The organism is Sphingopyxis sp. FD7 (assembly GCF_003609835.1).
Classification (GTDB): Bacteria; Pseudomonadota; Alphaproteobacteria; order Sphingomonadales; family Sphingomonadaceae; genus Sphingopyxis.
Genome location: NZ_AP017898.1, coordinates 151325 through 176919 on the forward strand (window position 1 = coordinate 151325; position 25595 = coordinate 176919).

General features: G+C 67.0%; 25 protein-coding genes. 17 read left to right on the forward strand and 8 right to left on the reverse strand.

What is annotated here, in order from left to right; translation table 11 throughout:
• Nucleotides 1–66 precede the first annotated feature (66 nt).
• The 3 genes from der to SPYCA_RS00715 all read left to right on the forward strand — a co-directional run bounded on the left by der (nt 67) and on the right by SPYCA_RS00715 (nt 2172).
• The gene (gene der / locus SPYCA_RS00705) at nt 67–1437 is read left to right on the forward strand and encodes a ribosome biogenesis GTPase Der (protein ID WP_120218560.1); all 1371 of its coding nucleotides are present in this window, start codon (nt 67–69) and stop codon (nt 1435–1437) included.
• The gene (locus SPYCA_RS00710) at nt 1427–1651 is read left to right on the forward strand and encodes a sulfurtransferase TusA family protein (protein ID WP_120218561.1); all 225 of its coding nucleotides are present in this window, start codon (nt 1427–1429) and stop codon (nt 1649–1651) included. The genes der and SPYCA_RS00710 overlap by 11 nt, the downstream gene beginning before the upstream one ends.
• A gap of 116 nt (nt 1652–1767) precedes the next feature.
• The gene (locus SPYCA_RS00715) at nt 1768–2172 is read left to right on the forward strand and encodes an Hpt domain-containing protein (RefSeq protein ID WP_120218562.1); all 405 of its coding nucleotides are present in this window, start codon (nt 1768–1770) and stop codon (nt 2170–2172) included.
• A 13-nt stretch (nt 2173–2185) separates the two neighbouring features.
• Here the strand turns inward: SPYCA_RS00715 and SPYCA_RS00720 are convergent, their stop codons facing one another.
• Together SPYCA_RS00720 and SPYCA_RS00725 are read right to left on the reverse strand one after the other, a co-directional pair.
• Nucleotides 2186–3424, reverse strand: a complete 1239-nt coding sequence (locus SPYCA_RS00720; protein WP_232003425.1) for a DUF418 domain-containing protein — start codon at nt 3422–3424, stop codon at nt 2186–2188.
• Between the two features lie 42 nt (nt 3425–3466).
• The gene (locus SPYCA_RS00725) at nt 3467–4141 is read right to left on the reverse strand and encodes a nitroreductase family protein (RefSeq protein ID WP_120218564.1); all 675 of its coding nucleotides are present in this window, start codon (nt 4139–4141) and stop codon (nt 3467–3469) included.
• A 190-nt stretch (nt 4142–4331) separates the two neighbouring features.
• Here SPYCA_RS00725 and SPYCA_RS00730 point away from each other — a divergent pair, with 190 nt between their 5' ends.
• Complete coding sequence (locus SPYCA_RS00730) at nt 4332–5768, forward strand: hypothetical protein (protein WP_120218565.1); 1437 nt, start codon at nt 4332–4334, stop codon at nt 5766–5768.
• Nucleotides 5769–5838: 70 nt separating this feature from the next.
• Nucleotides 5839–6657, forward strand: coding sequence for a Coq4 family protein (locus SPYCA_RS00735; RefSeq protein ID WP_120218566.1), 819 nt, complete (start codon nt 5839–5841; stop codon nt 6655–6657).
• Between the two features lie 4 nt (nt 6658–6661).
• On the opposite strand, the gene SPYCA_RS00740 is transcribed toward SPYCA_RS00735, so the two are convergent.
• From SPYCA_RS00740 to SPYCA_RS00750, 3 genes are all read right to left on the reverse strand, one after another.
• Complete coding sequence (locus SPYCA_RS00740; protein ID WP_120218567.1) at nt 6662–7408, reverse strand: DUF72 domain-containing protein; 747 nt, start codon at nt 7406–7408, stop codon at nt 6662–6664.
• Between the two features lie 129 nt (nt 7409–7537).
• Nucleotides 7538–9781, reverse strand: a complete 2244-nt coding sequence (purL, locus tag SPYCA_RS00745) for a phosphoribosylformylglycinamidine synthase subunit PurL (RefSeq protein WP_120218568.1) — start codon at nt 9779–9781, stop codon at nt 7538–7540.
• A gap of 86 nt (nt 9782–9867) precedes the next feature.
• A complete protein-coding gene (locus tag SPYCA_RS00750; RefSeq protein ID WP_120218569.1) occupies nt 9868–10164 on the reverse strand; it encodes a hypothetical protein in 297 nt (98 codons plus the stop codon).
• 654 nt (nt 10165–10818) lie between these two features.
• On the opposite strand from SPYCA_RS00750, the gene SPYCA_RS00755 reads away from it, so the two are divergent.
• The 5 genes from SPYCA_RS00755 (at nt 10819) to queA (ending at nt 14389) form a co-directional block, all read left to right on the forward strand.
• Nucleotides 10819–11082 (forward strand): exodeoxyribonuclease VII small subunit, encoded by a 264-nt coding sequence (locus tag SPYCA_RS00755; RefSeq protein ID WP_120218570.1) that lies wholly within the window; start codon nt 10819–10821, stop codon nt 11080–11082.
• 6 nt (nt 11083–11088) lie between these two features.
• The gene (locus SPYCA_RS00760; protein WP_120218571.1) at nt 11089–12009 is read left to right on the forward strand and encodes a polyprenyl synthetase family protein; all 921 of its coding nucleotides are present in this window, start codon (nt 11089–11091) and stop codon (nt 12007–12009) included.
• Entirely contained in the window at nt 12009–12515 is a 507-nt protein-coding gene (gene coaD / locus SPYCA_RS00765) for a pantetheine-phosphate adenylyltransferase (protein ID WP_120218572.1), read from the forward strand. The genes SPYCA_RS00760 and coaD overlap by 1 nt, the downstream gene beginning before the upstream one ends.
• A gap of 86 nt (nt 12516–12601) precedes the next feature.
• A complete protein-coding gene (locus tag SPYCA_RS00770; RefSeq protein ID WP_120218573.1) occupies nt 12602–13318 on the forward strand; it encodes a peptidylprolyl isomerase in 717 nt (238 codons plus the stop codon).
• 24 nt (nt 13319–13342) lie between these two features.
• Nucleotides 13343–14389 carry a tRNA preQ1(34) S-adenosylmethionine ribosyltransferase-isomerase QueA gene (gene queA, locus SPYCA_RS00775; RefSeq protein ID WP_120218574.1) on the forward strand — a complete coding sequence of 349 codons (1047 nt, stop codon included), beginning with the start codon at nt 13343–13345 and terminating at the stop codon, nt 14387–14389.
• Here queA and SPYCA_RS00780 read toward each other — a convergent pair.
• Both SPYCA_RS00780 and SPYCA_RS00785 read right to left on the reverse strand, forming a co-directional pair.
• Nucleotides 14368–15144: a MerR family transcriptional regulator gene (locus SPYCA_RS00780; RefSeq protein ID WP_120218575.1), complete on the reverse strand. Its 777-nt coding sequence runs from the start codon at nt 15142–15144 to the stop codon at nt 14368–14370. The two genes, queA and SPYCA_RS00780, sit on opposite strands and share 22 nt — an antisense overlap.
• 166 nt (nt 15145–15310) lie before the next feature.
• A complete protein-coding gene (locus SPYCA_RS00785) occupies nt 15311–15979 on the reverse strand; it encodes a helix-turn-helix domain-containing protein (RefSeq protein ID WP_120218576.1) in 669 nt (222 codons plus the stop codon).
• Between the two features lie 223 nt (nt 15980–16202).
• Between SPYCA_RS00785 and SPYCA_RS00790 the strand changes: the two genes are divergently transcribed.
• The 3 genes from SPYCA_RS00790 to tgt all read left to right on the forward strand — a co-directional run bounded on the left by SPYCA_RS00790 (nt 16203) and on the right by tgt (nt 20256).
• Nucleotides 16203–18386, forward strand: a complete 2184-nt coding sequence (locus tag SPYCA_RS00790) for an EAL domain-containing protein (RefSeq protein ID WP_232003428.1) — start codon at nt 16203–16205, stop codon at nt 18384–18386.
• A gap of 63 nt (nt 18387–18449) precedes the next feature.
• Entirely contained in the window at nt 18450–18938 is a 489-nt protein-coding gene (locus SPYCA_RS00795; RefSeq protein WP_120218578.1) for a hemerythrin domain-containing protein, read from the forward strand.
• Nucleotides 18939–19128: 190 nt separating this feature from the next.
• Nucleotides 19129–20256: a tRNA guanosine(34) transglycosylase Tgt gene (tgt, locus tag SPYCA_RS00800; RefSeq protein ID WP_120218579.1), complete on the forward strand. Its 1128-nt coding sequence runs from the start codon at nt 19129–19131 to the stop codon at nt 20254–20256.
• Here tgt and SPYCA_RS19410 read toward each other — a convergent pair whose 3' ends face one another.
• Nucleotides 20257–20427: a NepR family anti-sigma factor gene (locus SPYCA_RS19410; RefSeq protein WP_232003429.1), complete on the reverse strand. Its 171-nt coding sequence runs from the start codon at nt 20425–20427 to the stop codon at nt 20257–20259.
• Nucleotides 20428–20638: 211 nt separating this feature from the next.
• Between SPYCA_RS19410 and SPYCA_RS00805 the strand changes: the two genes are divergently transcribed.
• The 4 genes from SPYCA_RS00805 (at nt 20639) to SPYCA_RS00820 (ending at nt 25492) form a co-directional block, all read left to right on the forward strand.
• On the forward strand, nt 20639–21433 hold the full coding sequence (locus SPYCA_RS00805; protein WP_120218580.1) for a response regulator: 795 nt from the start codon (nt 20639–20641) through the stop codon (nt 21431–21433).
• Nucleotides 21434–21525: 92 nt separating this feature from the next.
• Nucleotides 21526–24243 carry a bifunctional [glutamine synthetase] adenylyltransferase/[glutamine synthetase]-adenylyl-L-tyrosine phosphorylase gene (locus SPYCA_RS00810; protein ID WP_120218581.1) on the forward strand — a complete coding sequence of 906 codons (2718 nt, stop codon included), beginning with the start codon at nt 21526–21528 and terminating at the stop codon, nt 24241–24243.
• The gene (locus tag SPYCA_RS00815; RefSeq protein WP_120218582.1) at nt 24240–24701 is read left to right on the forward strand and encodes a peroxiredoxin; all 462 of its coding nucleotides are present in this window, start codon (nt 24240–24242) and stop codon (nt 24699–24701) included. The genes SPYCA_RS00810 and SPYCA_RS00815 overlap by 4 nt, the downstream gene beginning before the upstream one ends.
• Entirely contained in the window at nt 24701–25492 is a 792-nt protein-coding gene (locus SPYCA_RS00820; protein WP_120218583.1) for a ferritin-like domain-containing protein, read from the forward strand. The genes SPYCA_RS00815 and SPYCA_RS00820 overlap by 1 nt, the downstream gene beginning before the upstream one ends.
• Nucleotides 25493–25595 lie beyond the last annotated feature (103 nt).

Consider the following 25595-nt stretch of genomic DNA (forward strand, 5'->3'; position numbering starts at 1 on the left):
CCCCTCGTCTTCGCTCGGGGAGACGGACCTGTTTGTCGTTTTGTGTTCTAAGATAAGGATAATCTGATGTCGCGACATGCGACGATCGCCATTGTCGGCCGTCCCAATGTGGGTAAATCGACGCTGTTCAACCGGCTCGTCGGCAAGCGGCTCGCGCTTGTCGACGACCAGCCGGGGGTGACGCGCGACCGGCGCGAGGGCGACGGCAAGCTGCTCGGTCTCGAGTTCCGCATCGTCGACACCGCGGGGTTCGAGGATCAGGATGCGGCGACGCTGCCCGGCCGGATGCGTGTCCAGACCGAAAAGGCGGTCCGCGAGGCCGACGCCGCGCTGTTCCTGATCGACGCGCGCGCCGGGGTGACGCCGCTCGACGAGGAAATTGCGCGCTGGCTGCGCAGCGAGGACACGCCGATCATCCTCTGCGCGAACAAGGCCGAAGGCAAGCAGGGCGAGGCGGGGCTGATGGAGGCCTGGTCGCTCGGTTTCGACACGGTGCTCGCGCTCAGCGCCGAACATGGCGAGGGGCTGGTCGAACTGTTCGACGCGCTGCGCCCGGTCGTCGAGCCCTTCATGGATGCCGAGGCCGAAGCGGCGGACGATGCGGAGGAAGAGGCGCTTGGCCCGATGAAGCTCGCGATCGTCGGCCGCCCCAATGCGGGCAAATCGACGCTCATCAACCGGATGATCGGCGAGGACCGGCTGATCACGGGCCCCGAGGCGGGGATCACGCGCGATTCGATCCGCGTCGACTGGCGGTGGGAACAGGATGGCGAGGTCCACGAAATCCAGCTGTTCGACACCGCGGGAATGCGCAAGCGCGCGAAGGTGCAGGACAAGCTGGAAAAGCTCTCGGTCGCCGATGCGCTGCACGCGGTCGATTTCGCCGAGGTCGTCGTGCTGCTGCTCGACGCGACCAAGGGGCTGGAGGCGCAGGATCTGCGCATCGCCGACCGGGTGCTCCAGGAAGGCCGCGCGCTGATCGTCGCGCTCAACAAATGGGACATCGCCGAAGACCCCTCGGCGCTGTTCAACGGCGTGCGCACCGCCCTCGATGACGGGCTTGCCCAGGTGAAGGGCGTGCCGGTGCTCAGCATTTCGGGCGCGACCGGCAAGGGGATCGACACGCTCGTCCGCGTCGCGTTCGAACAGCGCGCGATCTGGACGAACCGCGTCCCGACGGCCCGGCTCAACCGCTGGTTCGAGGGCGCGGTGACCGCGAATCCGCCGCCGGCGCCGGGCGGCAAGCGCATCAAGCTGCGTTACATCACGCAGGCGCGCACGCGTCCGCCCACCTTCGTCGTCTTCGGATCGCGCACCGACGCGCTGCCCGGCAGCTATGAACGCTATCTGGTCAACGGGATGCGCAAGGAACTGGGGTTTCAGGGCGTGCCGGTGCGGCTCAATTTCCGCAATTCGCGCAATCCCTATGACGAATGACGCAGTGGTGCGGCTGGTCGACGCGCGCGGGATGCGCTGTCCCTGGCCCGCGCTGCGCCTCGCGCGCGCGATGCGCGAGGCGGAGGCGGTGCTGCTGATCGCCGACGACCCCAATGCGGGCCGCGAGATCGCGGCGCTCGCTGCCGAGCATGGCTGGGCGGTGGCTGACGAGAGCGCCGACGCGGGCGAGGGACGCTGGCGCGTTCGCCGCTGACCCAAAATGGGGCGGCTTCGGCCGGCTGGCGCGCGGTTCGTAACCTCTTTTTTACCGACTTTGGGGCATGGATCGGCCGGGACCACGACCGATCTGAACACCAAGGGACGAAAGCATTGGACGAAATCCTGGTCGATTGGGACGAGTTTCGCGCGACGCGCACCCAATTGGGGGCGGCTTTTGTGCGCATTCTCGGCTATTTTCGCGAGGACGGCACCAAATCGGTCGCCGCGATCGAAGAGGCGATGCGCGCGCGCGATCCGCGCGGGCTGGTCATGCCCGCGCACACGCTGAAGAGCGAAGCGCGCCAGTTCGGCGGCGAAAAGCTCGGCGCGCTGGCCGAAGACATCGAAATGTTCGCGCGCCATTGCGTCGAAAGCCAGACGAGCCCCGAGGAATATCTGCCGCGCGTGGTCGCGCTGCGCCCGCTGTTCGAGCAAACGCTCGCCGCGCTTGAACGCGAAGCCAATCCCCTCGTCCAGCGACGCCCCGCCGCTTTCGGTCGCGCCGTCGGTTATTGACCGCCGCGCCGTTTCAGCCCGGAAAGCGCTTTCGCATCGGCTGCACCTGCCAACGCGACAGGCTGCGCCACAGCCATTCGAGCGGGCCATATTGATGACGATCGAGCCAGGGTTTTGACCAGAGCAGCATCGCCGCCCACATGCCGAAGCAGAAAAGATAGAGCGGCAGGCGGCCGATACTGCCGAACAGACCAAGCCCATAGCCGTAAAAGATCGTCGTCATCACGACCGAGGTGACGAGATAATTGGTGAAGGCCATGCGCCCCGCCGCAGCAAGCCGCGCGCGCACGGCGTTGCTCGCCGCGGTCCTGATGAGCAGCATGATGAGCGCCGCCCAGCCGATCGTCATCAGCGTGTCGAAGGGCACCGACAGCGCGATCGTCGCGCCGAACACCGACACCGCGTCATAACCGGTGCGCATCTGATAGAGGGCGAGTCCGACGAGTGGCGCCGCCGCGACCAGGAAGCAGGCGATCGCCCATTTGCGATAGCGCGCCGCTTCCCATTCGCCGGTCAGCATATGCGATTTGAACAGCGCCATGCCGATCAGCATCAGCCCGATCGTTTCCCACAGGAACAGGCCGAGGAAGAAGAGCGGGTCGCCCGCCATTTCGCCGGTGCGATGTGCGACGATGCTGGCATAGCTGCCGAGATAAAGCGCCTTCTCCTCGGCATAGACGGGGGTGGACGGGCCCATGTCGGCGTTCATCTGTCGCAACGCCTCCTGCATCGCGGCGGCGGCATCGGGGGGCAGCGCGCCGGCCTGCGCCATCGCCATCATCGCCCAGAGGATCGTGTGCAGGCCGATGCCGACGAGGAAAAAGGGGATCGCCCAGAGCAGCAGCGCGCGCGCCGACAGGTTGCGGAACAGAAAGAGGATCAGCCCACAGATGGCATAAAGGAACAAGATGTCGCCGAACCAGATGAGGTAGAAATGCGCAAGGCCGAAGATCGCGAGCCAGAACATGCGCGAATAATGCGCACCCGCCGCGCTGCGCCCCGCCGTGGCGGCGCTGTCGATCACCAGCAGCGTGCTCGCCCCGAACAGCATCGAGAACAGGCCGCGCATCTTCGAATCGACGAAAACGAAGTTGAAGAACCAGGTCGCGACATCGCTGCCGGTCGGCGGTCCCCCGGCGGCGGGGTTGCCATAGGCCGGAAAGGGCAGCGCAAAGGCGACGATGTTCATGGCGAGGATGCCCATCACCGCGACTCCGCGGATCGCGTCGAGGCTTTCGTATCGCGTCGTCATTCCCCGGTTCATCGCCTTTTCCCCTCCAGCTTCCGCGCCGCGTCAAAGCCAGCTGCTGATCTGTTCCAGCGGTTTCTTGCGCGTCGCGTGAACGGGCACCGTCGCGTCGGCCGCCGGATGCCCCGCGACGACGAGCATCAGCGGCTTTTCGTCGGCCGGGCGGCCGCAGATGTCGCGCAGAAAGCCCATCGGCGACGGTGTGTGCGTCAAGGTCGCAAGCCCGGCGCCGTGGAGCGCGGTGAGCAGCAGGCCGCACGCGATGCCGACGCTTTCGGTGACATAATAATTCTGCCGCGCCTCGCCCGGCTCGATCCCGCCGCGCCGCTGTCCGAACACGACGATCAGCCATGGCGCGATGTCGAGAAAGGCCTTGTCCTCGTCGGTGCCGAGCGGGGCAAGCGCTTCGAGCCATTCCCGCCCGGCGCGGCTCGCGTAGAATTCGCGCTCCTCGGCCTCGGCGGCGAGGCGGATGCGGTGCTTGATGTCGGGCGAGGAAACCGCTGCGAAATGCCAGGGCTGGTGGTTGGCGCCGCTCGGCGCGGTGCCCGCGGCGGCGATCGCGGCTTCGATCACTTCGCGCGGCACCGGTGCGTCGCTGAACATCCGGCACGTCCGCCGCGTCGCGACATGGTCGCGAAATGCCTCCGCCGCGGCGATCCGCGCGGCGTCGGTCATCGCGGGCGGCGCGCTATAGGGGACCGTCGGATGCGCTTTCATGGCGCCGGTCTATCGGCGATCGGACGATCGCGCCAGCGCTGTTTGCGCGCTATTGGCGCGGGCGGGCCCCGCATCGGGAACGCACGGCGCCGCCACCGGAGCGCTCGACCTCGCCTTGCCTGTGTTGCTGCGGCGATCGGCATGATAAGCTCGCGCCGGCATCCGGCGGTCAGCGAACGGGGGGACGGGATTGGCGATCAGGGTCACGCTCGATACGGCGCCGCCGCCGCAACCATCGCTGCCGATCGCGATCGTCGGGCGCGCCGTGACGGGGGCCTTTCTGGGTCTTGTCGCCCTCTTCGCGCTGGCCTGTCTGATCGTCATTCCCTGGTGGCTGATCGGCCTTGCGATTCCGGCCCTCGACTATGATGCCGCGCTCACGCGCTGGGGTCACGACCGCGACAGCAGCTTCGCGGCTCTGCCCTGGGTCTGGGCGGCTGCGGCAGGGGTCGTGATCGGCCTGTACCATCTGTCGCTCCAGCGCCGCTGGCGGGCATCGCACAGCCAGCGCACGATGCGCGACATGACGCGCGCGGTAGCCAGGGCCGCCGGCAGGGACAGTCGGCGTGTGCGGCGGAGCCGCTGGTTGTTCGCTGCGGCGCTGCTCTGGATTCCGGCGATCCTCCTGTCGAAACCGGTCTGGGGCGAGTGGCTGGGCATGGGTGCCGACGGGCGGCTGCCCGATCCATGGATCGGCATCATGGTCGCGATCACATGTCTCGGCCCCGTCCCGCTTGCGGCGCTCGCCGTTTTTGCCGACGCACGCGCGACGCCGGCGCGGCGGCAGGCCGTGTCGGCGGTCGCGCGCGTGGCCATGGCCTATGGACCCTTTCTGTTGTTCGCGGCGCTGCTTGCCGCGGCGATCGCCGGGGGTGCCGCCGTCGGCGGAGGCGACGCGGCGGGGCGGTCGTCGTGGCAGGCCGACTATGGCCCGCCGCTGGTGCTGGGCGGAATCGTCCTGCTCTACTGGCTTTCCATCCGCACCAGCGGCGCGCTCGAACGCCGCTATGCGTCGCGGCTCGCGGCCTGGGCGCTGCCGCGCGTCGACGAGGAAAGGCGCGGCGACCGGCGGGCGCCCGTGGTCTATCTCCGCTCCTTCGGCGACGATTTCGCCCTGGTGGTGGCGAGCGAGGAGGGCGAACGCCGCCGCGTGACGCGCCTTGAGACACTGCTCGCCGACGACGCGCGACGATTTGGACCCGTCATCGCGATCGGCGAGCCGGGCTATCTGCCGGTCGAGGGCGCGGCGCGCGCCTATTTCGCCGACGACGCCTGGCAGAATGCCGTGCGCTGCTGGATCGACGAGGCCGCTTTCGTCCTTGTCGTCGCAGGCTATACGAGCGGGGTCAGCTGGGAGCTGGAAACCGTGATCGCACGCGGCCATGCCGCGAAGCTGATCGTCGTCTTTCCGCCCGACCCCGATCATTTTTCGGCGCGATGGGCATGGCTGCGCGAACGCGCCCATGCCAGTCGCATTGCGCGGCTGCCCGCCCGCCCCGTCGAGGGGACGATGCTCGCCTGTCTCGACCGTTATGGCGAAATCCTGCTTCTGACCGCCGCCGAACCCGACGTGCGGCGATACCGCAGCGCGCTTGTGATCGCATTGGCGGAGATATTCGCGGTCTGACTCGCCCTCTATTGACATTTGTGTCAGTAATGCTATCTCGACGGCGCAAGGATTCGCTACAGAGGTTCGCATGACCAGTCTCCCGCTCTCCCATCCCGACCGCATCGACGGCGGTTTTCGTCCGCTCAAGGCGTGGCGCCATTTCCGCCAGCTCATCGCGGACAAGGAAGATACCGAACAGGTGTTCCACATCATCGAATCGCTGCGCGACAAGCGCTTCGGCAAGGCGGCGGAGGCCTTTTTCGCCACCGCGGAGGGGCGCAAGCAGCTTGCCGAGCGGCCCTGTCTGCCCGCGATGCTCGACGACCATGACACGCTGCGCAAACTGCCCGAGGGCAGTGTCGGGCGCGCCTATGTCGACTTCATGGAGCGCGAGGGGCTGACCGCGCAGGGGCTGGTCGACGAGTTCGACAAGTTTCGCCGCGGCCAGCCGCGCTATGACGATATGCTGGAGCTTTACGGCAACCGGCTGCGCGACACGCACGACCTGTTCCATATTCTCACCGGCTATGGCCGCGACGCGCTCGGTGAACAGTGCGTGCTCGCCTTTTCCTACAGCCAGACCCCGAGCTGGGGGACGCTGTTCATCGCCTGGGCCGGCGCGCGCGAAATCCGCAAGGGGTTCGGCACCCGCTATCCCATTTATGGCGCGGTGCGTGAAGGGCAGCGCATCGGCCGCGCCGCGCAGCAGATCGCGCACCAGGATATCGCGGCGCTGCTCGCCGAACCGCTCGACGCCGCGCGGCGGCGGCTCGGCATCGCGGAGCCCAGGCTTTACAAACAGGTCCACGCGATGATGCGCGCCGACGGCATCGACCCCTATGACCTGCTGGGGAAAAAGGCGGCCGAAGCGGCGTCGGCGCCCGCGCCGCTCGCGCAGGCGGCCTGACCGGTCAGTCGCTGGCGCGCAGCCGCGCGATCAGCGCCCGCGCAGCGGCGGGGTTGCGGACCTTGGCGCCGGCGATGAAGAAGAGGAAGAGGTCGCGGCCGCCCGCGGCCCAGTCGCGCGCGCGCTGTGTCCAATGGTCGAGCGCCGCCGCATCATAGCCGGTCTCCACCTCCTCGCGGCTGCGCTGGAGGCGTGCATAGGTGAAGTCGGCGGTCTGCTCGTCGATGCACGGAAACTCGTCGCTGTCGGCGTAAACGACCGCCATGTTGCGCGCCCGCAGAAGGTCGAGGAAAGCGGGATCGCGGAAGCTTTCGTGCCGCACCTCGATCGCGTGGCGCAGCGGCACACCGTCCTGGGCTTCGGGAAGCATGTCGAGGAAGGCCGCGAAATCGTCGCGCTCGAACATTTTCGTGGCCATGAATTGCCACAGGATCGGGCCGAGCCGGTCGCCGAGCCGCGTCAGCCCCTGCGTCAGAAACTTCTCGACCGAGGCCGCGCCCTCGGCCAGCACCTTGCGGTTGGTGCAAAAACGTGACGCCTTGACGCTGAACCTGAAGCCATCGGGGACCGACGCGGCCCAATTGGCAAAGCTTTCGGGCTTCTGGCTGCCATAATAGGTGCCGTTGATCTCGATGCCGGTCAGATGCTGGCCGGCATATTCAAGTTCGCGCTTCTGCGGATGTTTGGGCGGATAGAAAGTGCCGCGCCATGGTTCGAAGGTCCAGCCGCCGATGCCGATATGGATGCTCATGGGGTTCACTCCTCCACCCGAAAGCCCTGCCTCGTCATTGCGAGGAGCCGAAGGCGACGCGGCAATCTCCAGCCATCGTCATTGGTGGACGGTCGCTGGAGATTGCTTCGCTACGCTCGCAATGACGATTTAGGCCAGCGCCGCGTCGGCGCCCATCAGCTTCGGGAAGAAGCCTTCGTGCGCCTCGCGCAGCTCCGCCAGCGTCACCTGATGATCGCTCTCGGGCAGCTCGAAGACGATGCGATCCTTGATCGTGCGGCCGAGCGGGTCGACCGGCACGTCGGCGCGGTTCGCGGCATCGAGGAAATCGGCAAGGCAGGTGTCGCAGACGGTGACGAGATAGACTCCCTGATCCTCGCCGAAGAAGCTCTCTGCAATCCCGAACGGCTGTTCCTCGCTGACCAGCACGCCGATGTTCGATGCGAGCGCCATTTCGGCGAGCGCGACGGCGACGCCGCCATCGGAGACGTCGTGGCAGGCGGTGATCCAGCCCTTGTTGATGCTCTTGCGGATGAAATCGCCGGTGCGCTTTTCGGCGCGCAGATCGACAGGCGGCGGCGGGCCTTCCTCGCGGCCGTGGATCTCGCGCAGCCAGATCGACTGGCCAAGATGGCCCATGCGTTCGCCGACCGCGAGAATGATGTCGCCCGTGCGCTTGAAACCGATGCCGACCGCCCTGGTCAGATCGTCGATCACGCCGACGCCGCCGATCGCGGGGGTGGGCAGGATCGCGCTGCCGCCGCCGGTCGCCTTGCTCTCATTATAGAGGCTGACATTGCCCGACACGATCGGATAGTCGAGCGCGCGGCACGCCTCTGCCATGCCTTCCAGGCAGCCGACGATCTGCCCCATGATTTCGGGGCGCTGCGGATTGGCGAAATTGAGGCAGTTGGTGATCGCGAGCGGCGTTGCGCCGACCGCGCTGATGTTGCGCCACGTCTCCGCGACCGCTTGGCGACCGCCCTCGACCGGGTCGGCGTAGCAATAGCGCGGGGTGCAGTCGGTCGACATGGCGAGCGCGCGGTTCGTCCCGTGGATGCGGACGAGCGCGGCGTCGCCGCCCGTCTGCACCGTGTCGGCGCCGACCTGGCTGTCATACTGCTCCCAGATCCAGCGGCGGCTGGCGATGTCGGGGGTGCCCATCAAGGCCTTGAGGTCGGCGGCGACATCCTTCGTTTCGGGCACATCGGTCAGCGGCGCCTGCTTCGGCGTCGGGACGTGCGGCCGGTCATAGAGCGGCGCGTCGTCGGCGAGCGGGGCGAGCGGAATGTCGCAGACGATTTGCCCATGATGTTCGAGCACCATGCGCCCGGTATCGGTGACGGTGCCGATGACCGCGAAGTCGAGCTCCCATTTCTCGAAGATCGCCTTCGCAAACTCTTCCTTGCCGGGTTTCAGGACCATGAGCATGCGTTCCTGGCTTTCGGACAGCATCATCTCATAAGCGGTCATGCCGGTTTCGCGCTGCGGCACGTCGTCCATCCTGAGGTGGATGCCGACACCGCCCTTCGACGCCATCTCGACCGACGAGCTGGTCAGCCCCGCGGCGCCCATGTCCTGGATCGCGACGATCGCGTCCGACGCCATCAGCTCGAGGCACGCCTCGATCAGCAGCTTTTCGGTAAAGGGGTCGCCGACCTGCACCGTCGGGCGCTTTTCCTCTGCATCCTCGCCGAAGTCGGCCGACGCCATCGTCGCGCCGTGGATGCCGTCGCGGCCGGTTTTCGAGCCGACATAGACGATCGGATTGCCGACGCCCGATGCGGCCGAATAGAAGATCCTGTCCTGTTCGGCGACGCCGACGGTCATCGCGTTGACCAGGATATTGCCGTCATAGGCCTTGTGGAAATTGACCTCGCCGCCGACCGTCGGCACGCCGACGCAATTGCCATAGCCGCCGATGCCGTGGACGACGCCGGCGATCAGGTGGCGCATCTTCGGATGGTCGGGACGGCCAAAGCGCAGCGCGTTGAGATTGGCGACCGGGCGCGCGCCCATGGTGAACACGTCGCGCAGGATGCCGCCGACGCCCGTGGCCGCGCCCTGATAGGGCTCGATGTAGCTCGGATGGTTGTGGCTCTCCATCTTGAAGATGGCGGCGAGCTTCTTGCCGTCCGGCCCTTCGCCGATGTCGATCACACCGGCATTCTCGCCGGGGCCGCAGATCACCCACGGGGCCTCGGTCGGCAGTTTCTTGAGGTGAATGCGCGAGCTCTTGTAGCTGCAATGCTCGGACCACATGACCGAGAAGATGCCGAGTTCGACGAGATTCGGCTCGCGCCCGATCGCGGCGACGATGCGCTCATATTCTTGCGGAGAAAGCCCGTGCTCGGCGACGATTTCGGGGGTGATGGCGGGCGCTGGCTGAGTCATGGCGCGCCTTTAGCGGCGCGCGCGCGAAACGAACAGACCCCATATCGCCTTTTTGGGCGACGGGGGCCTGCCGTCGGAGAGCGATGTCAGCGCGAAGCGAGCCTGGTCTTGTCGGTCTTCAGCGGCTCGACCTCGCGAAGCGGGAAACTCACCTGCTGCGACCCCACGGTGCCGCGAACGCGATGCGCGCCGACGCGGAGCACGAACGGCTTGCCGGTGCGTTCCTCGATACCCTTGATCACGCGCGTGCCGCCGACCTGGGTGACGGTGTAGCTATAGGTGGCGCCGTCGTGCTGGAAACGCTTGACCGTTTCGTCCTTCGCCAGCGCAGCGGTGGGCGCCAGCGCGAGCAGGCCGAGGGCGGGGAGGATGATGGTTTTCATGGTGCAAGTCCTTGTCGATGGAACAAAACTTGCCTTCGAGCCCCTCTCTTCTTGTGCGGTGCAACATGGCTCGCGCGGTGCGCCGAGGCAATTGCAAAAAGCGGAATCGCGATTGCGCGGAGGGGCCTCTGCGCAAATTATCCGGAGGGCGGCATCCGACCGGTTGCGGACGCGGCGCTCCTCCCCGGAACGGGGAGGGGGAGCATCGAAGGTGGTGGAGGGGCACTATCGGTCGAACGCGGCCTGTGCGGGCCCGTACCCCTCCACCATGCTTCGCATGGTTCCCCTCCCCCTGCGGGGGAGGATCGGCCGGAATCCACTCCATACCGGCCACCAAAAACGGTGTCCTACATGGCCCGGCTGTGCCAGCCTTCATCCCGGCTCTTTCAAATGTGGACAAAGCGCTCGCCGCCCGGCGTGAAAACAGGGGATCAACCGCGCGCGGCCTGCGCGCCGGGCGCGGCCAATCGGCGGTCGCACAAGGCTGACCTTTCCTGACCTTTGGGCCGATTGCGCCGGGCCGCGCCGACCGCTCCGCGCCCGGAAACGGACGTGGCTGCAACACGAGCAGGGACGACCGGATCGACAGCGATCGTCGGGGGCGACGACTCGCCGCCCTTGACCGAGAGGGGGCGAAGAGGCCAAAGCAGCGGTATGACGGACACCCCCGCAACCGCTGCCCTTCCCGATATCGCCGCCCTGTCATTCGAGGCCGCGATGGGCGAGCTTGAAACGATCGTCCGGCGGCTCGAAAGCGGCGACGTCAGCCTCGAGGAATCGGTCAGCCTCTATGAACGCGGCCACGCGCTGCGCAGCCATTGCGAGGCGCGGCTCGCCGCGGCGCAGGCACGGATCGAGCAGGTCAGCCTGGCCGCCGATGGTCGGCCGGCGGGAACCACGCCTTTCGGCGAGGACTGAGCGGGCGTGGCGTCGGCAGGCGGCGACAATGCGCGCGGCGCCGCGCTGCTCCGCGCGACCCAGGCCGAAGTCGCCGAGGGGATCGACGCGCTGTTCGACAAATTGCTTGCCGTCCCCGCCGACCCGCGCGGGCCGCTGTACGAAGCGATGCGCTATGCGGCGATCGCGGGGGGCAAGAGATTGCGTCCTCTGCTCGTGCGCGCCGCCGGCGATCTGTTCCACGTCGACCGCGCGCTGACGCTGCGCGTCGGCGCCGCGGTCGAGGCAATGCACGTCTATTCGCTGATTCACGACGATCTGCCGTGCATGGACGATGACGATATGCGCCGCGGCAAGCCTACGGTGCACAGGGCATATGACGAAGCGACCGCGGTGCTCGCGGGCGATTCGCTTCACGCGCTGGCCTTTGAATGGCTGTGCGACCCGGCGACGAGCGCCGATCCCTTCGTGCGCGGCGAGCTGTGCTGCGAACTCGCGCGCGCCGCGGGTCCGGCAGGCATGGCGGGCGGGCAGATGATGGACCTTGCCGCCGAGACGGCGGATTTCGACCTGCCGACGGTGACGCGGCTGCAACAGCTCAAGACCGGCGCGCTGATCGCCTTTTCGGTCGAGGCGGGAGCGATCCTGGCGCGCATCCCCGTCGAGGGCCGCCGACCGCTGCGCGGCTATGCGCGCGACATCGGCCTCGCGTTCCAGATCGCCGACGACATCATGGATGTCGAGGGCGACGAGGCGTTGGCGGGCAAGGCGCTGCACAAGGATGAAGCCGCGGGCAAGGCGACCTTCGTGACGCTGATGGGGCTCGAACGCGCGCGCGACCAGGCGACGTTGCTCGTCGAACAGGCGATCGCTCATCTCGGCGGCTTCGGCGAGGAAGCGGCGCTGCTCCGCGCGATCGCGCGCTATGTCGTGGAAAGGGACCGATAATGCGGGTGGGGGTTTATCCGGGGACGTTCGATCCGATCACGCTCGGCCATATGGACATCATCCGGCGCGGGGCCAAGCTGGTCGACCGGCTGGTGATCGGGGTGACGACCAACATCACCAAATCGCCGATGTTCGACGATGACGAACGCATAGCGATGGTGAAACGCGAGGTCGCGTCGATCGAGGGCGACATTCATGTCGTCGGTTTCAACTCGCTGCTGATGGACTTTGCGACGCGCGAGGGTGCGACCGTCATCGTCCGGGGGCTGCGCGCGGTCGCCGACTTCGAATATGAATATCAGATGGCGGGCATGAACCAACAGCTCAACGACCGCATCGAAACGGTCTTCCTGATGGCCGACGTCTGCTTGCAGCCCATCGCTTCGCGGCTGGTCAAGGAAATCGCGATCTTCGGCGGCGAGATCCACAAGTTCGTGACGCCTGCTGTCTGCGACGCGGTTGTCGCGCGCATCGCCGAACGCGGATTGCGCCAGGGCGAAGGTTGACGCCAATCATTGAGCGTTCATATTTTTCCCGCTAGGGGAGCGCCCGACGGGGCGCATATTCCGATTATCCAAGAGGCCGATCCAGCATGACATTTTTCTTCCGCCCCATGATTCTCACGGCGATGGCGTTCGGTCTGGCGACTGCGGCGGTGGCGCAGGACGCGTCGCCGCCCGCCACGACGGGCGAGGCAGCGCCTGCGGCGGAAGCACCCGCGGCCCCGGCGATGACTCCCGACCAATATCTGAACAACCCCGAATATATGCTCAACCTCGACCTTTCGACCGGCGGCCGCGTGGTGATCCAGCTCTATCCCCATGTCGCGCCGAACCATGTCGAGCGCGTGAAGCAGCTCGCGCGCGCGGGCTTTTATGACGGCGTCAAGTTTCACCGCGTGATCGACGGCTTCATGGCGCAGGCGGGCGATCCGACCGCGACGGGGCAGGGCGGATCGCAGCTTCCCGACCTCAAGGCCGAGTTCAATGCGGTTCCGCACCTGCGCGGCACGGTGTCGATGGCGCGCGCGCAGAGCGAGGACAGCGCGAACAGCCAGTTCTTCATCATGTTCCAGCCGCGCTTCTCGCTCGACCGTCGCTACACCGTCTTCGGCCGCGTGGTGTCGGGGATGCAATATGTCGATGCGATCCAGAAGGGTGAGCCGCCGGAAGTGATGTCGCGCATGGTCCAGGTGTCGGTCGCCGCCGACAACAAGCCGGTCCCGCCCGCCTCGATGCTCACCGAAGCGCAGCCCGCGGCGCCCGCCGAGGTGACCGTCGACGATCTCAACGCGCCGATCGCGCAATAATCGCGGAAGGGCGCGCGAACCGCCATGCGCGTCGACGCCTTCGATTTCGATCTGCCCAGCGAGCGCATCGCGCTGCGCCCCGCTCGTCCGCGCGACGCGGCGCGGATGCTGGTTGTCGATGGCCGCGCAATCGTCGATGCCGGGGTACGCGACCTGCCGCAATGGCTGCGGCCCGGCGACTGCCTGGTGTTCAACGACACGCGCGTGATTCCGGCGCAGCTCGAAGGGCAGCGCGGCGAGGCGAAGATTGGCGCGACCCTGCACAAGCGCATCGACCTGCGCCGCTGGCAGGCGTTTGTGCGCAACGCCAAGCGGCTGCGCGTCGGCGAGACGGTCGATTTCGGTTCGGGAGTCGCCGCGCTGGCCGAGGAGCGGCTCGCCGACGGCAGCTTCGTCCTCGCCTTTGCCGGCGATGAGCCGGTCGAGCTGCTGCTCGAACGCGCGGGGACGATGCCGCTGCCGCCCTATATCGCCGGCAAGCGCGGCGCCGACGAGGCTGACCGCACCGATTACCAGACGATGTTCGCGCGCGAAGATGGCGCGGTCGCGGCGCCGACCGCGGCGCTGCATTTCACCCCCGAACTGCTTGCGGCGTTGGCGGCGGCCGGGATCGCGACCGAGACGCTGACCCTCCATGTCGGCGCAGGCACCTTCCTGCCGGTCAAGGCCGACGACACCGACGATCATGTCATGCACGCCGAATGGGGGCGGATCGACGCTGCCACCGCGGCGCGGCTCAATGCCGTGCGCGCCGCGGGCGGCCGGGTGATCGCGGTCGGAACGACCAGCCTGCGCCTGCTCGAAAGCGCCACCCGCGACGATGGCACCATCGCACCCTTCGCGGGCGACACGTCGATTTTCATCACCCCCGGCTATCGCTTCAAGGCGATCGACGGGCTGATGACCAATTTCCACCTGCCGCGCTCGACGCTCTTCATGCTGGTGAGCGCGCTGATGGGGCTGGAGACGATGCAGGCGGCCTATGCCCATGCAATCGCCGCCGAATATCGCTTCTACAGCTATGGCGATGCGAGCCTTCTCCTGCCGCCTCAAAGCGACCGTTCGGCGTAGATTGCCATCGCCTCGGCGATGAACTCGGGACAGCCCGGCAATGTGCCGTCGTCATATGTCGCGCGAAACTCGGGATTTTCGACGTAAAAGCGGCCGAGTCCCGCAAAGGCCGCCGCATCGGGGGTCCAACTGTGCGAAACCCAGCGATAGTGCCGGTCGGTGACGGCCTGCACTGCGTCGGACCCCGGAGCGGCGCCGCTGCGAAACAGGCGCGTGAAAGCGTCGCGGATCTCCTCCATCTCGCGGCGGAGCCCGCCGACCTGCTCCTTCGTCAGCGCGCGCGCCCTTTCCCGGGCCGCGGCGACGGCCTCCTTGCCCCAGAAGGCCTCGGCCTCGCGTTCCCAACGTTCGCGCGTTTCGGGTGCGATTCCGGCATAATAGTCATTGTCTTCCATCGCTTCATTCCTTTCCAGTGATGCGATCGTGCGATCGATGGTCTGGATGAGGCCCTGATATTGCGCGATCCGGCGCTGAAGCGCGGCGCGGTGCCCGCGCAGCGCGGCGAGCAGGTCGAAGGCGGGATCGTCGAGCACCGCGCCAATCTCCGCCAGCGGCATACCGAGCTCGCGGTAAAAGAGGATTTGCTGGAGCCGCAGCAGTTCCTCTTTCCCATAATAGCGATAGCCGTTGGCGCCCACATGCGCGGGCCTGAGCAGGCCCACCGCATCATAATGATGCAGCGTTCGGACGCTGATCCCCGCGGCTTTGGCCAGCTGCTTGACGTTCGCACATGCTGTCTCCTCATCACGCGCCACCCTATCGGGGATGACGCTGCGTGAGGGTCAAGCGCGTTTTGAAGGCTGGGACCGATCGACATTCAGCTCTGGCGGTCTGCAAATGGCGGCCTTCCGCGCTTCCGCTTCTCACGTGCAAAAAAAACACGCTCGCTCCGTCTCGCCTTCAACCTTACTGAAACAGGGTCTAGATTTCGACGGTGATCCGCACCCGGTCGACGCCGATGCCGGCCGCGCGGGCAATTTGCTGCTTGGCGCGGGCGATGACCGTGCCGAGCGTTTCGCTGCCGTCGATGCCGAGCAGTTCGGAAATCTCGACGCCCAGCGCCTCGGACAACGCTTCCAGTCGGCCGGCCTTGGGCCGCGCCTTGTCGAGTTCCCAGGCCGAGATCGACGGTTCGCTGACGCCGAGCTGCGCGGCAAGCTGTTCCTGCGTCAACTCGCGCGCGACGCGCAGCCGCTGGAGGCGGCTCCCGAAGGTTTCGATCGACGTTGGCGCGCCCGCGTCGGTGGCCTGGGCGTCGGCGTCGACGACGACACTGCGCAGCTGCGCGGCACTCAGCGTCGCGGGCGAAATTGGCATGTCGAACTGGCATCCCGCGAGCCGCGCGCTCGTCCATATCACTCTCGCCGCGGTTTTCCCGCTGTGCGGCAGGTTGACTTCGATTTCCTCGCCGACATCGAGCGCGGCCTCGCTTTCGACCAGCATTCCGGTAGCGGATATATTGTGGACGAGTCCCTCGATCTCGGCGCCGGTCGCTTTCGACCCATGGAGCGGCAGGCGCAACTGGCGCCGCGAGGCGCGCCCCTTGCCGACCGTGCGTGGGGTCTCGTTGAGAAATATCTTCATCGCCATCGTGCATCCATCGCGACCGCGGCCTTAACATCTTGCTTCGGCACAGGGTTAATTCGGCGCGCCGAGCCGACAGGAAAAGGCGGCAGGATAACCGGTCCACACGGCCGCAAACTTTCCTTCCTGTCGCGTTTTGGAACAAACACTTAGATATTTACTCTCTGGCAAGGGATTCTCGGCATAGCGGCCGGACTGGGGATCAGACCGAAGAGTTTATCTGATGGACATGCCATCGCGGATAGCGCCGGAGGAGCAGGGGGATCACGGCGCCGACGAGGGCCCGCGCGGTTTTTTCGGCCGGATCGGGTCGCGCGCAGCGCGACCGCGCGGCGACGCCGCGGCGAACCTGCAAACGCGCGAGGCGCTGCTCCTCCTCCAGAATTACGAGGAAAGCGGGCGCGGCTGGTTCTGGTCGACGGATACTGACGGACGCCTGACTTATATCACCGATCCGGTCGCGCGGACGATGGGACGTTCGGCGACGGCGCTGCTCGGCACCCCCTTTACGGATTTGTTCCTGGCCGCCGACAGTCATGGCGAGCGTCAGCGCACCCTGCCTTTCCTGCTCACGCGCCAGTCGAAGTTCGACGACCTGCCGCTCTGCGGCGCGTTCGAGGGCGACGATCGCTGGTGGGCGATATCGGGGCGGCCGCAATATGATGCCGACGGCAAGTTCACGGGCTATCGGGGCAGCGGCACCGACATCACCGTGCAGCGCCGTTCCGCCGAGGATGCGTCGCGGCTCGCGCTCTATGATTCGCTGACCGGTCTCGCCAACCGCTTCAACATCTCGAAAAAGCTCGACGCGACGCTTGCCGCCTTTGCGCAGCAACAGCGCCCGTGCGCGATCATGCTGCTCGATCTCGATCGTTTCAAACAGGTCAACGATACGCTCGGTCACCCGGCGGGCGACGCGCTGCTCAAACAGGTGGCCGAACGGCTGCTCAAGATCGTCGGCGACAGGGAAATGGTCAGCCGTCTCGGCGGCGACGAGTTCCAGATCATCCTTCCCGACGTGGAGGATCGCGGCAAGCTGGGCGACATGGCGGCCGACATCATCGCCAGCCTGTCGCAACCCTATTCGGTGGACGGCAGCCGCTGCATCATCGGCGCGTCCGTCGGCGTCGCGATCGCGCCGTTCGACGGGCAGAGCAGCGACGATCTGGTCCGCAATGCCGACCTCGCGCTCTATGCCGCCAAGGGCAATGGCCGCGGGCGTTTCGCCTTTTATTCGAGTGACCTGCATCGGGCGGCCGAGGACCGACGGGTGCTCGAGGAAGATCTGCGCGATGCGCTGGCGCGCGGAGAGATTGCGCTCGCTTACCAGCCGGTCGTCAACACGAGGACGAACATGGTCACCGGGGTCGAGGCGCTGATCCGCTGGATGCACCGCGACCGCGGCGCGATATCGCCCGCGCTGTTCATCCCGATCGCCGAAGAGGCCAACCTCATCTGGCCGCTCGGCGAATGGGTGCTGAGGAAGGCGTGCGAGGATGCCGCAAGCTGGCCTGCCGCGATGCGCGTGGCAGTCAATGTTTCGCCGATCCAGTTCGCGAACCCCGAACTGCCCAGGATCGTCGCGAAGGCGCTTGCGGCGAGCGGATTGTCGCCCGACCGGCTCGAACTCGAGATCACCGAAAGCGTCTTCCTTGGCGACACCGCAGAAACCAACCGGATGTTCAACGCGCTGAAGGGCCTGGGCGTGCGGCTTGCGCTCGACGATTTCGGCACCGGCTATTCGTCGCTCGGCTACCTGCAATCGGCGCCGTTCGACAAGATCAAGATCGACCAGAGTTTCGTGCGCGGCGCGACCGAAAAAGGGTCACGCAACGGCGCGATCATCGCGGCGATCGTCGCGCTGGCCGAGGCGCTCGATATGGAAACCACCGCCGAGGGCATCGAATCGCTCGATCAGCTCGAACTCGTTCGCAAGCTCAACGTCAGCCATGTGCAGGGCTATGTCTACAGCAAGCCGGTGGCGTCGGCCGACCTCGTCCGCCATGGCGAAGAAGGGACGTGGACGATCAGGCCGTCCGGCCCCGCGCGCCAGCGCAACGGCCGTTTTTCGATGTTCCGCAAGGTAACGGCGATTCACGACAATCATCGCTATCCGGTCGTCATCCGCAACCTGTCGGCGACCGGCGCCTTCATCGAGGGCATATTGGACGTCCCCATCGGCACGCGCTTCGTGATTGATTTCGGCGAGGGGCAGCTCGTCACCGCGACAGTGCGCCGGTCGACGAAGCATCAGCAGGGGATCGAGTTCGAGCAGACGATGGTGAGCGACGGCAATGGCGGGCTTTGCACCCGCCACCGCGTCTCGCCTTATCTGATCGCGGCCGCGACGCAGCAGACGAGCGCGCTCGCGCTGCCGGCCTTCGCGACGACGAGCGACTGGAAAGCCGCCTGAGACCGGAACCGGACGCGCGGCGCTTCGTTCTGTCTTCGACCCGATCAACGGACGGAGACCATAATGGCTGAAACCAAAATCTTCGCGCGGCTGAAGGCCGACCACGACCGCCACCGCGAATTGCTCGACCGCATCGACGCGACAAAGGGCGACAGCGACGAGCGCCGCACGCTGTTCGAGGCGTTCCGCGTCGAGGTGACGGCGCACGCCGCGTCGGAGGAAATGTCGCTCTATGCGACGATGCTCGCCGACCCCGACCTGCGCGACGAGGCGCAGCACAGCGTTGCCGAGCACAAGGAGATCGAGGATTTCCTGACCGAATTATATGAGATGGATTTTGCGTCGAGCGGCTGGCTGACGCGCTTCCGCACGATGAAGGATCGCTATCTCCACCATATCGACGAGGAGGAAGAGGACATGTTCCCCGCGGCTGAGAAGGAACTGTCCGACGCGCGGAAGAAGGAACTAATCGAGATATTCGAGAAGGAGAAGCCGAAGGAGAAGGCCAAGGCGGCCGCCGAGGAACCGTCGAGCGAACACGCGCGGGATTAGTCGATCCAATCCTCCCTGTCGCGCAGCGATGGGGAGGTGGCAGCGCGAAGCGCTGACGGAGGGGCAATAACGCGACGTCGTCGCCCCTCCGCCACCGCCTGCGGCGGCGGTCCCCCTCCCCATGGCTTTCGCCACAGGGAGGATTGCCTGACCTCGACTTTCGCGCACAGCCCCGCCATAGGCGCGCGCCATGACGACAAGATTCGCCTTTTCCATTGCCGCGACCGACGGCGCCGCGCGCACCGGCACGATTAGGATGCGGCGCGGCGAAATCCGCACTCCGGCCTTCATGCCCGTCGGCACCGCCGCAACGGTGAAGGCGATGCGCCCGGCCGAGGTGCGCGCGGCGGGCGCCGACATCATCCTCGGCAACACCTATCATCTGATGCTGCGCCCCGGGGCCGAGCGCATGGCGCGGCTCGGCGGGCTTCACGCCTTCATGGGCTGGGACCGCCCGATCCTGACCGACAGCGGCGGTTATCAGGTGATGAGCCTGTCGGCGCTGACCAAGCAGAGCGAAGAGGGCGTCGCGTTCAAGAGCCACCTTGACGGCTCGCGCCACTTGCTCACCCCCGAACGCTCGATGGAAATCCAGCGCCTGCTCGGCAGCGACATCGTGATGGCTTTCGACGAATGCCCGCCCGCCGGGGTCGACGCCCGGCGCGCCGAGGCGAGCATGGAGCGCTCGATGCGCTGGGCCGCGCGCAGCCGCGCGGGTTTCGACGCGGGCGAGGATCATGCCGCCCGCGCGGCCTTGTTCGGCATCCAGCAGGGATCGCTCGACGAGAAATTGCGCGCGCGCTCGGCGGCCGCACTCATCGACATCGGCTTCGACGGCTATGCGATCGGCGGGCTTGCGGTGGGCGAGGGGCAGGAAGCGATGTTCGGCGTGCTCGACTTCGCGCCCGCCCAGCTGCCCGCGGACAAGCCGCGCTACCTGATGGGCGTCGGCAAGCCCGACGATCTGGTGGGCGCGGTCGCGCGCGGGGTCGACATGTTCGATTGCGTGCTGCCGACGCGGTCGGGACGCAACGGCCAAGCCTTTACCTGGGACGGTCCGCTCAATATCCGCAATGCGAAGTTCGCGGAGGATCGAGGTCCGCTCGATGCGTCATGCGGCTGTCCGGTGTGCACGACCTGGTCGCGCGCCTATCTGCATCATCTCGTCCGCGCGGGCGAAATGCTCGGCGCGATGCTGATGACGCAGCATAATATCCATTTCTATCAGGATCTGATGCAGGCGATGCGCGATGCCATCGCCGTCGGCGGCTTCGCTTCCTTTCAGTCCGAATTCGCCGGGCGCTATCGCCGGGTCTGATCAGTCGAGTTTGCCGAGCAGATCGAGCAGCGATTGCGGAATCGCCTCCTCGACTGTCGATTCATAGGCCCGGCGCAGGGCGCCATTGACGTCCGGCCCCTTCATGGACGGTTTTTTACCGGCGCCCTTCCCGGCTGTCTCGCCACGCGGCGACCCGGTTTTAGGCGTCATTATAAATGCATCCGCTCGACATGGGGCCTTTTGCTAACGGCGCGCGCGCCAAAGAGCAATGGCGCGTTTGTTTCTTTCCCATGAAACCATTTTCGCGCTAAATCGTTCCCGCAAGTTGAAATATGTCGGATGCGCGCGGGGGTTGGGCCTTCCATCTGTCCCTGTTTCGGACGATCTGTCCGCGGCCTGCGCGGCTTTCAGGAGGTAATTTATGTCATTGGGTCAGTCGATTGCGCCGCATCTTCCCTATCTGCGACGCTATGGCCGGTCCATTTCCGGAAGCCAGCAGAACGGCGATGCGCTTGTGGCCCGGATGCTCGAAACGCTTGTCGCGCATCCCGATGCGATCGATCCCGATGGCGATCTGCGCATCCAGCTATACCGGATGGTGCATGACAATTTCGGCCTGATGGCCGATCGGGCGGTGCCCGAGGGCGAGGCGGAGCGGAGCGACATGGCCATCGCCGACGCGCGGCTGCGTCGCATTCCCTCGCTCGCGCGGCAGGCCTTGCTGCTCACCGCGGTCGAGGGTTTCAGCGTCGAGGACACCGGCCGGATCATCGGCCGCGACGCCGACGCGGTGCGCGCGCTGATCCACGATGCGACCGACGAAATCGACCGCCAGACGCGTGCGCGCATCCTGATTATCGAGGATGAACCGATCATCGCGATGGACATCGAAATGATCGTTCGCGACCTGGGCCACGATGTCGTCGCCGTCGCGACCACCCACACCGAAGCGGTCGCAGAGGCACAGAAGCATCAGCCGGGCCTCGTCCTCGCCGACATCCAGCTCGCCGACAACAGCTCGGGGATCGAAGCGGTGCAGGAAATCCTGTCGGACGTGAAACTGCCCGTCATTTTCATCACCGCCTTTCCCGAACGGCTGCTCACCGGCGACCGCCCCGAACCGGCCTTCCTGCTTACCAAGCCCTATCAGCCCGCGACGCTGCGCGCGGCGATTTCGCAGGTGCTGTTCTTCGACGAAAGCACGGTTCCGGCCTGATGTCTTCGTCATTGCGACCCCGGCCTTCGCCGAGGTCGCTCTGACGGGGTAGGGGTTGCTACCTCCTCGGGGGCGGGCGATAGCGGCTTTCGATGACCATCCTCGACGCTTCCACGCGCCAGTCCGCACTCGACCGGCTCACCGCGCACGCGCCGTTTCTGGCGCGGCTTGCCCAGCTCAATCCCGACGATGTCGCGCGCTTCCTGGCCGACGGCACCGATGCCGCGCTCGCCGCGGTGGCGCCGCCCGCGATCGACGACGATATCATGCGCACGCTTCGCCAGTGGCGCGGGCGGATCGCGCTGCTGCTCGCGCTCGGCGACCTGTCGGGCGAGCATGACGTCGCCGCGACGACACGCCTCCTGTCCGATTTCGCCGACCGCGCCTGCGATACCGCGCTCGCCGCGGCCTTTGCCGAGCGCGTGCCCGATGCCGAACCGCGCGGGCTGTCGGTGATCGCATTGGGCAAGCTCGGCAGCCACGAACTCAACTATTCGTCGGACATCGACCCGATCCTGATCTTTGACCCCGAAACGCTGCCGCGCCGATCGCGCGACGACCCTGATGAGGCGGCGGTGCGGATCGCGCGGCGGATGGTGGAGATTTTGTCGGCGCGCACCGCCGACGGCCATGTGCTGCGCGTCGACCTGCGCCTCCGCCCGCATCCCGAAGTGACGCCGATCGTGCTGCCCGAAAGCGCCGCCATCTCCTATTATGAGTCCGAAGCGCTCGCGTGGGAGCAGGCGGCGTTCATCCGCAGCCGCGCCTCGGCGGGCGATCGCGCGCTGGGGGCGCATTTCCTGTCGGCGATCCAGCCCTTCATCTGGCGCCGCAGCCTCGATTTCCGCCAGCTCAAGGAAATCGGCGCGATGAGCGACCGCATCCGCGACCATTTTGCGCAGGGGCAGGCGTTCGGCCCGGGTTATGACCTGAAACGCGGGCGCGGCGGCATCCGCGAGATCGAGTTTTTCGCGCAGGTCCACCAGCTCATCTATGGCGGGCGCGACCCGTCGCTGCGCGCGCCCGCGACGGTCGATGCGCTCGCGGCGCTCGCGGCGGCGGGACGGATCGAGGGCGAGGTCGCGGCGCGGTTGTCGGACCATTATGCGACGCTCCGCCGGATCGAGCATCGGCTCCAGATGGTCGAGGACCAGCAGACGCATAGCCTGCCGGTGCAGACGGCGGCGCTGGACGGCGTTGCGCGCCTCGATGGGTTGGCCGACGGCGCCGCGCTGCTCGCCGCGCTCGAACCTGTCAGCGCGGATGTCGCCGCCTGTTACGACCGGCTGGTCGTCGAACGCGCGGCGACGACCGGCCTGCCGCGCGACGACGATGCGCTGGCAGGCCACCTGACCGCAGCGGGGTTCGACCCGCCCGACGCGGCGCTGCGCACGATCGCCGAGTGGCGCGGCGGCAAGCTGCGCGCGCTGCGCAGCGCGGCGGCGCTCGAGGCGCTGGAGACGGTGCTCCCCGAACTCGTCCGCGCGATCGGCGCCGCGCCCGACCCGCAGGCGACGCTGCTGCGCTTCGACAAGCTCGTCGCGGGGCTGCCGAGCGCGGTGGGCTTTTTTCACCTGCTCGCGGCGCAGCCCGAACTGGCGAAGATCGCGACGCGCATCCTCTCGCTCGCGCCAACGCTCGCCGACGCGCTCGGCGCGCGCGTCGAACTGATCGAGGGGCTGATCGACAAGCGCGCCTTCGAGGCGCCCGCGACCAAGGCCGACCTGCTCGCCGAATGGGCGCCGGGCCTCGCCGGACTCGATTATGAACGCTTGCTCGACCGCGTGCGCGACCGCGTCGGCGAGCGGCGCTTTGCTTATGGCGTCCAGCTGATCGCCGGGGCGAACGACCCGCTCGCCATCGCCTGCGGCTATTCGGAACTGGCCGAAGCGGCGCTGCAAGTGCTCGCCGACGCGACCGTCGCCGAATTTGTCGAGGCGCACGGGCGGGTGCCGGGGAGCGAGCTGGTCGTGCTCGCGCTCGGGCGGCTCGGCGGGCGCGCGCTCACCCACGCCTCCGACCTCGACCTCATCTATCTTTTCACCGGCGATCATCTCGCCGAATCGGACGGGCCGCGTCCCCTGGGCGCGACGACCTATTACAACCGCCTCGCGCAGCGCGTGACCGCGGCGATGTCGGTGCCGACCGCGGCGGGCAAGCTCTATGACGTCGATACGCGGCTGCGTCCGCAAGGCGCGCAGGGGCCGCTCGTCGTCACGCTCGACAGCTTCGCGCGCTACCAGCGCGAGGAGGCGTGGACGTGGGAGCATATGGCGCTGCTGCGCGCGCGGCCGGTCTATGGGTCGGACGCCGCGCGCGCCGAACTGCAACGCATCATCGACGATCTGCTCGCCGCGCCGCGCGACCGCGATGCCGTGGCGAGCGACGCGGCGGCGATGCGCGACAGGATCGCCGCGCACAAGCCACCGCAGGGGCCGCTCGACATCAAGGGCGGCTCCGGCGGGCTTGTCGATCTGGAGTTCGCGATGCAGGTGATTCAGCTCGCGACCGGGCGCTGCCACGATCCCAATATCGGGTCGGCGCTCGCCTGCATGAAGGTCGAGGGGCTGGCGCCACCGGCCATCTGCGACGCGCACGGCCTGCTCGCGCGGATGCTCGTGATGTTGCGCCTCACCGCGCCCGACGGGGAACCCGCCACCGCGGCCGCGCGTCAGCTCGTCGCCAGCCAGTGCGGCGAACCCGGCTGGCCGCAGCTGCTTGCCGCGCACGACGCGGCGCGGCAGGAGATTGCGACCTGGTGGGCCTCGATTCGGCCCGCCGCCCCCGCTGAGCAGGAGAAACAGCCATGATCGCGATCGGCGACCCCATCCCCGATGTGAAACTTCTCGATGCCGACGGCGCGGCGATCGACCTTGCCGCGATGAAAGGCGCGCCGCTGGTCGTCTATTTCTATCCGAAGGCCGATACGCCGGGATGCACCACCGAGGCGCAGGATTTCACGCGGCTCGCGCCCGACTTTGCGCATCTGAACGCGCAGGTGCTCGCTGTCTCGCGCGACGCGCCCGCAAAGCTCTGCAAGTTCCGCGACAAATATGGGCTGACCGTGCGCCTCGCTTCCGATGAGGACGGCGCGGTATGCGAAGCCTTTGGCACCTGGGTCGAAAAGCAGAATTACGGCCGCACCTATATGGGCATCGAACGCTCGACCTTCCTGTTCGACCGTGACGGCACGCTGGCGAAAGAGTGGCGCAAGGTGCGCGTGAAGGGCCATGCCGACGCGGTGCTGGGGGCGGCGAAGGCGCTTTGATGACCAGCCTCGGCGAAGCCGCGCGCGCGGTGCTGCTGACCGCCGACCCGCATGGCAAGCGCCGCGCGGCGCGCAGCCTGGCGCGCGCCTGGCGGCGCGGCGAGCTTGCGCACCGCTGCGACGTGGCGATGCCCGACCGGCCCGCCTGGCCCGCGCGGCCCGAACTGCTCGCGCCCGCGCAGATGCCGCGCCGCCGCAAGGGCGGGTCGCAGCGCGGGCGCATCGCGATGCTCCACGCGCTCGCGCATATCGAATTCGTCGCGATCGATCTGGCCGTCGATCTGGTGGGGCGCTTCGGCGGCGCATTTCCGCGCGGCTTCGTCGACGACTGGATCGGTGTTGCCGCCGACGAGGCGATGCACTTTGCGCTGCTCGACCGGCGGCTGCGCCAGCTCGGCAGCTTTTACGGCGATTTGCCCGCGCACGCCGGATTGTGGGAAGCGGCCGAGGCGACGCACGACGATGCCCTCGCGCGGCTCGCGATCGTGCCGATGGTGCTGGAAGCGCGCGGGCTCGACGTCACACCGGCGACGGTCGATCGCCTCCGCGCCGTCGGCGATGAGGCCTCGGCACGGATTTTATCGCGTATTTACAGTGATGAAATCCGCCATGTGCGCGCGGGCACAGACTGGTTCCGGCAAAAGTGCGACGAAATGGGATTCAACGCCGTCGAAACGTGGCAGGCGCTCGTAAAATCGCGGTTTCGGGGGGCTTTGAAGCCACCGTTCAACGACTCGGCGCGTGCTCGCGCCGGTTTAACGCAAGAATACTACGCCGTTATTGCTTCCTAAGGATCGGAACAGCACACAGGCTTCCGCGGGGGATGAGCAATCATCCAGAGCAGAGTTACCGGCACCAGGGCCCAGTTTCGGGCTTTGGCGACATGGCAAACGC

Excerpts from the sequence above, each read along its gene's own strand:
- der (WP_120218560.1), top strand. The coding sequence starts at position 67 with ATGTCGCGACATGCGACGATCGCCATTGTCGGCCGTCCCAATGTGGGT.
- SPYCA_RS00785 (WP_120218576.1), bottom strand. The coding sequence starts at position 15,979 with ATGGCGATGAAGATATTTCTCAACGAGACCCCACGCACGGTCGGCAAG.
- SPYCA_RS00720 (WP_232003425.1), bottom strand. The coding sequence starts at position 3,424 with ATGACGACGCGATACGAAAGCCTCGACGCGATCCGCGGAGTCGCGGTG.
- purL (WP_120218568.1), bottom strand. The coding sequence starts at position 9,781 with ATGACTCAGCCAGCGCCCGCCATCACCCCCGAAATCGTCGCCGAGCAC.
- SPYCA_RS19410 (WP_232003429.1), bottom strand. The coding sequence starts at position 20,427 with ATGACGCCTAAAACCGGGTCGCCGCGTGGCGAGACAGCCGGGAAGGGC.
- SPYCA_RS00735 (WP_120218566.1), top strand. The coding sequence starts at position 5,839 with ATGACCAGTCTCCCGCTCTCCCATCCCGACCGCATCGACGGCGGTTTT.
- SPYCA_RS00815 (WP_120218582.1), top strand. The coding sequence starts at position 24,240 with ATGATCGCGATCGGCGACCCCATCCCCGATGTGAAACTTCTCGATGCC.
- SPYCA_RS00740 (WP_120218567.1), bottom strand. The coding sequence starts at position 7,408 with ATGAGCATCCATATCGGCATCGGCGGCTGGACCTTCGAACCATGGCGC.
- coaD (WP_120218572.1), top strand. The coding sequence starts at position 12,009 with ATGCGGGTGGGGGTTTATCCGGGGACGTTCGATCCGATCACGCTCGGC.
- SPYCA_RS00810 (WP_120218581.1), top strand. The coding sequence starts at position 21,526 with ATGACCATCCTCGACGCTTCCACGCGCCAGTCCGCACTCGACCGGCTC.
- SPYCA_RS00820 (WP_120218583.1), top strand. The coding sequence starts at position 24,701 with ATGACCAGCCTCGGCGAAGCCGCGCGCGCGGTGCTGCTGACCGCCGAC.
- SPYCA_RS00755 (WP_120218570.1), top strand. The coding sequence starts at position 10,819 with ATGACGGACACCCCCGCAACCGCTGCCCTTCCCGATATCGCCGCCCTG.
- SPYCA_RS00750 (WP_120218569.1), bottom strand. The coding sequence starts at position 10,164 with ATGAAAACCATCATCCTCCCCGCCCTCGGCCTGCTCGCGCTGGCGCCC.
- SPYCA_RS00725 (WP_120218564.1), bottom strand. The coding sequence starts at position 4,141 with ATGAAAGCGCATCCGACGGTCCCCTATAGCGCGCCGCCCGCGATGACC.
- tgt (WP_120218579.1), top strand. The coding sequence starts at position 19,129 with ATGACGACAAGATTCGCCTTTTCCATTGCCGCGACCGACGGCGCCGCG.
- SPYCA_RS00805 (WP_120218580.1), top strand. The coding sequence starts at position 20,639 with ATGTCATTGGGTCAGTCGATTGCGCCGCATCTTCCCTATCTGCGACGC.
- SPYCA_RS00795 (WP_120218578.1), top strand. The coding sequence starts at position 18,450 with ATGGCTGAAACCAAAATCTTCGCGCGGCTGAAGGCCGACCACGACCGC.
- queA (WP_120218574.1), top strand. The coding sequence starts at position 13,343 with ATGCGCGTCGACGCCTTCGATTTCGATCTGCCCAGCGAGCGCATCGCG.
- SPYCA_RS00790 (WP_232003428.1), top strand. The coding sequence starts at position 16,203 with ATGCCATCGCGGATAGCGCCGGAGGAGCAGGGGGATCACGGCGCCGAC.
- SPYCA_RS00770 (WP_120218573.1), top strand. The coding sequence starts at position 12,602 with ATGACATTTTTCTTCCGCCCCATGATTCTCACGGCGATGGCGTTCGGT.
- SPYCA_RS00710 (WP_120218561.1), top strand. The coding sequence starts at position 1,427 with ATGACGAATGACGCAGTGGTGCGGCTGGTCGACGCGCGCGGGATGCGC.